Source organism: bacterium (assembly GCA_016873475.1).
Taxonomy (GTDB): Bacteria; Krumholzibacteriota; Krumholzibacteriia; order JACNKJ01; family JACNKJ01; genus VGXI01.
Map to the genome: position 1 here is coordinate 1 of VGXI01000270.1, position 3,610 is coordinate 3,610.

At 72.3% G+C, this 3,610-nt stretch carries 2 protein-coding genes; one reads left to right on the plus strand and one right to left on the minus strand.

Annotated features, from left to right (window positions below; all coding sequences use genetic code 11):
* The coding region (locus FJ251_14475) for a hypothetical protein (protein MBM4118910.1) at positions 1 to 2,545 on the minus strand (2,545 nt) is incomplete at its 3' end.
* A gap of 201 nt (positions 2,546 to 2,746) precedes the next feature.
* Here FJ251_14475 and FJ251_14480 point away from each other — a divergent pair.
* Positions 2,747 to 3,610: AI-2E family transporter (locus FJ251_14480; GenBank protein MBM4118911.1), on the plus strand; the 864-nt coding region annotated here is incomplete at its 3' end.

Below are 3,610 nucleotides of genomic sequence, written 5' to 3' on the forward strand. Positions count from 1 at the left end.
AAAAGTCGATGACCGTCGAGGCCGCGCCTTGCTCGCTCAGCAGCCGGATCGCGCGGCCCCCGAAGTCGAGACGCTTGTTGGCATTGCCGTGGTAGATGCCGGGCGCGACCAGCACGGTGTCGCCGCTTTCGGAGAAGTCCAGCGCCGACTGGATGTCGGCGAACTCGGCCGGCACCTGGTGCCGGGTACTGCGCACGGCCAGGTAATCCTGCCCGCCGATGTCCGCGCTGACGTTGTTGTAGCTGCGGAAGGGCGGCACGAAGCTGTAGCCCAGCTTGCTCGGCAGGAGGAAGCCGGTCCAGTGGTCCGGCACCTGGACGGCGTAGTTGCCCTGCGTGTCGCTGTGCGCCTCGTAGTAGCTGCCGTAGATCGCCACCGCGGCGACCGGGACGCCCGAGCTGCGGGCGATGCGCCCGCTGATCCGGCGGTGGATCAGATCGCAGCCGACGCCGAGGGGACCCATGTCCAGGCCGCAGTCGTTGTTCCCGGCCGCGCAGGGCGAGTCGGCGTCGAGATGGAAGTCGCGGCCCAGCGGGTCGCAGAAGAGCGGGTCGGCGCTGATGTTGCCGTCGATCCCGGCGGGATCGTAGGTCGAGCCCCCCCAGTCGCCGCCTGCATTGCCGAAGACATTGCCGCAGGTGGCCAGAACGAAGGAGCCGGTGTCTGCCTGGATGCCGCCGCCGGCGAGGTTGAAGACCACCAAGCTCCGCTCGAGCGTGACCAGCCCGCCCTGCTCGATCCAGAGGCCGCCACCCTGGGCGGCGCTGTTGAAGGCGAGCGTGCAGCGCTGGAAGGTCGCCGCGCTCGCGGGGCAGTGGAGCGCGCCGCCCTGGATCGTCGCCTGGTTGTCGGAGAACTGGCAGCCGACGAAGACTGGCGCCGCTCCGCTCGCGCAGAGCAGAGCGCCCCCGCTGCCGGCAGCCAGGTTGCCCTTGACGAGGAGATCGCTCGCCGTCGGCGAGGCGGCGATGCAGGCGATGGCGCCGCCGTCGGTGGTCGCTGCATGCCCCTGGAGAACGAGCGCCTCCAGCGTCGGCGCCGAGTTGAGGAGAAGCAGACCGGCGCCCGTGGTGTGGCGGCCGTTCTTGATCGTGAAGCCGCGCAGCCGGGTCGCGGCCGTCTCGCCGGTGACGAAGAGGAAACCGCGATCCAGGCCCTGGCAGTCGATGATCGTCGCGGCAGCGCCGCCGCTGCCCTCGATCACCAGATCCTTGCCGCCGGGATCGAGCCCGCGATTGCCGGCGCCCGTGTAGGTGCCGGGGGCCACGCGAACCGTGTCGCCCGGAAGCGCGGCGTCGATCGCGGCCTGGATGGTGGCGAACTCGAGCGGCACCTCGTGGACGTGGAGGTTGCCGCTGCAGGCCTGACCGTAGCGGCCCATCTGCAGGCCGCAGGTGTTGTTGGCGGGCAGGCAGGGCGAGCTGTCATGGAGCCCGAGCGGCACTTGGCCGCCGACGCCGCCGCAGAAGACGGGATCGAGGGCCAGGTTGCCGTTCGTGCCGGTGGCGTCCGCGAGCGCACCCGCGTAGCCAGGCGCACCGTCGCCCCAGACGTCGCTGCAGCCGATGCTGAGGGTCGCGCTGCCGGCGCCGTGCAGTCCGTCCGGCAGGTTGCGGGCGATGAGGCAGGCGAGGACGCCGACCATGGCCGTCCCATCCAGGGAGAGCCCGCCGCCCGCGCGCTCGGCCGTGTTCGCGTGCAGCGTGCTGCCCGTGAGAGTCGCGGAGGCCGTGGCCGTGACGCGCAGGGCGCCGCCGTGCCCGCCGGCGTTCGGGGAGCCCGCCTGCGCCACCGCCTGGTTGGCGTCCCAGAGGCAGTCGATGAAAACGGGCTGGCCGCCGAGGACGAAGACGCCACCCCCATCGCCACCTTCTGGCTGGCCGCCACTGCCGGGCAAGGGAGAGGCCGTGTTGGTCAGGAACGCGGCGCGCCGGAACTCCGGCGCCCCGCTCGCGACGGCGACGGCGCCGCCCCAGGCCGCCGAGTTCAGCTCGAAGACGCAGTCGATGAGAACCGGGGCGCCGCCCGCCACGCTGAGCGCGCCGCCGGTCAAGTGCGCATTGTTCTCGAACCGGCATCGCTCCAGGGTTGGCGCGGCGCCGCCTTCCACGCGCAGGCCGGCGCCGCCCGGGCCGCTCGCTGCGCTGCCGTAGTTCTGGCTGAAGCGGCAGTCGCGCAGAAGCGGCGCGCTCGTGCCCGCGCAGAGCACGGCCTGCGGCGATCCCGTGAAGCGCAGGCCCGAGATCACGGTCGCCGCGCTCTCGCCGCTCTGCAGGCGCAGGATCGTCTGGCCGCCGCCGTCGAGCCTGGCCGGCAGCGCCAGGTCGGTCAGGTAGACGAGATCCTTGCCGGCCGGGTCGAGATCGACGTTGCCCGGCCCCGAGAAGTCGCCCCGCAGGAGCAGGGTGTCGCCCGGCGAGGCGACCGCAATGGCCGCCTGGATCGTCCCGCTGCCGTTGACTTCGTGGATCAGGGCAGGGGCAGGCGCGGCCAGGAGCGGACAGAGCAGCACCGCGAGGAGGGCGCCGGTGGGGTGTCGCAGCAAGGGTGCCTCCCGCCGATCGGAAATCCAGCGCTGGGGGCCGACGGCCAGGTCGAGGGGGAAGGCCGGCGGCGGCCTCTATTCTAGCACAGGCCGGCCCGGCGAGGGCAGGGTTCCCGTCGCCCCGACGGGAATCGCCGGGGGTGCGGGGGCCGCGGCGATCGACCCCTAGGCGGCAGACCCGGAATCGGCTAGGCTGCCCGCATGGACAAGCGCCGCTTCAGCCGCATCGCCCTGGTCCTGCTGGTCCTCGTCATCAGCGGGCTTTTCTACGCGATGGTGCGGCGCTTCCTGCTCACGCTCTTCCTCGCCGCCATCCTGGCCGGCCTCGCGAGCCCGCTCTACCGCCGCCTGTTGCGGCTCTGCCGAGGCCGGCGCGCCCTGGCGAGCGGCCTCTGCCTGGTGCTCCTGCTGCTCGTCGTCCTGCTGCCGCTCGGGCTCCTGCTCGGCATCGTGGCCGGCCAGGCCTACGAGATCAGCGAGACGGCACTGCCCTGGATCCAGGCGCGCATCGCCGAGCCGGACCTCATCCTGGAGAGCCTGCGCGGGCTGCCGGGCGTGGAGCGGCTAACCCCCTATCGCGGCACGATTCTCGCCAAGGCCGGCGAGCTGGTCGGCAGCCTGGGTGGAATCCTGGTCAACGGCCTGCAGGCGACCACCCGGGGCACCGTGAGCTTCTTCTTCCACCTGGGCATCCTGCTCTACGCGCTCTACTTCTTCCTCATGGATGGCGGGCCGCTGCTCGACCGCATCCTGGGCTACCTGCCCCTGGCCGAGGCCGACAAGCGGCGCCTCGTGGCCAAGTTCACCTCGGTCACGCGGGCGACGCTCAAGGGCACCCTGCTCATCGGCCTCGCCCAGGGCGGCCTCGCCGGCCTCGCCTTCGCCGTCGTCGGCATCGAGGGCGCGGTGTTCTGGGGCGCGCTGATGACCCTGCTCTCGGTGATCCCGGGCGTGGGCACCGCCCTGGTCTGGCTGCCGGCCGCCCTGCTGCTCATCGCCACCGGCCACCCGGGGGCCGGGATCGGCCTGCTGCTCTTCTGCGCCCTCGTCGTCGGCAGCATCGAC